This window comes from Alcanivorax sp. HI0044 (genome assembly GCF_001634945.1).
Window position 1 is genome coordinate 1 of sequence record NZ_LWEZ01001695.1, and the last position, 716, is coordinate 716.

Sequence of the window (716 nt, forward strand, 5' to 3'; positions counted from 1 at the left end):
TACCCCGTTTCCCTCGCCTGGGCTCGGGTTCGTCCCCTGGAAGGGAACTCCTACAGAGGGGCTTCGTAGCTCGGACAGGAATCGGGGAGCCAGCACTAGCCCTCCATCGCCGCCATGTCCATCCACATCATTTCCCATACATGCCCGTCCGGGTCCGCCAGGTTGCGGTTATACATAAACCCCAGATCCTGAACCGGGTTGATATCGGCAGTGCCACCGTTCTTCGCAGCGGCCGCATCCACCGCATCCACCGCATCACGACTATCAAAGGAAAGCGCCAGCATCACTTCACTGGAAGAGGAAGGTGGAATCGGCCGGTCCGTAAAGGTCCGCCATTTGTCGTGGGTCAGCAGCATCACATGGATCGCTTCGCTCCACACCATGCAGGCAGCCGTCTCGTCAGTGAATTGCGGGTTGTTCTCAAACCCCAGTGCAGAGTAAAAGTTCATGGCTACCGTCAAATCCGCCACGGGCAGGTTCACAAAGATCATTCGAGTCATGGTGCTGTCTCCTTGATTAGTCATTAGGGGGTCCTGGCACAATGTGCCTTCATGATCTAATCGATTGGCTTCCCTTCCCGTGGCGGCGAGACGCACAACCGCCCACCAATGCCACGTTTTTTATAAGCCAATTAACCAGAAAAGCCCCGCCTTCACAAATGGCGGGGCCCTGGTACGCGATCACTCAAAATTCGGACAAGGCCTTCTGCAAGGCCT

Annotated in this window: 1 protein-coding gene; it reads right to left on the reverse strand. The window is 56.4% G+C overall.

From position 1 onward, the window contains the following. Positions 1 to 95 precede the first annotated feature (95 nt). A complete protein-coding gene (locus A3730_RS25535; protein ID WP_063520344.1) occupies positions 96 to 500 on the reverse strand; it encodes a VOC family protein in 405 nt (134 codons plus the stop codon). Positions 501 to 716: the final 216 nt, after the last annotated feature.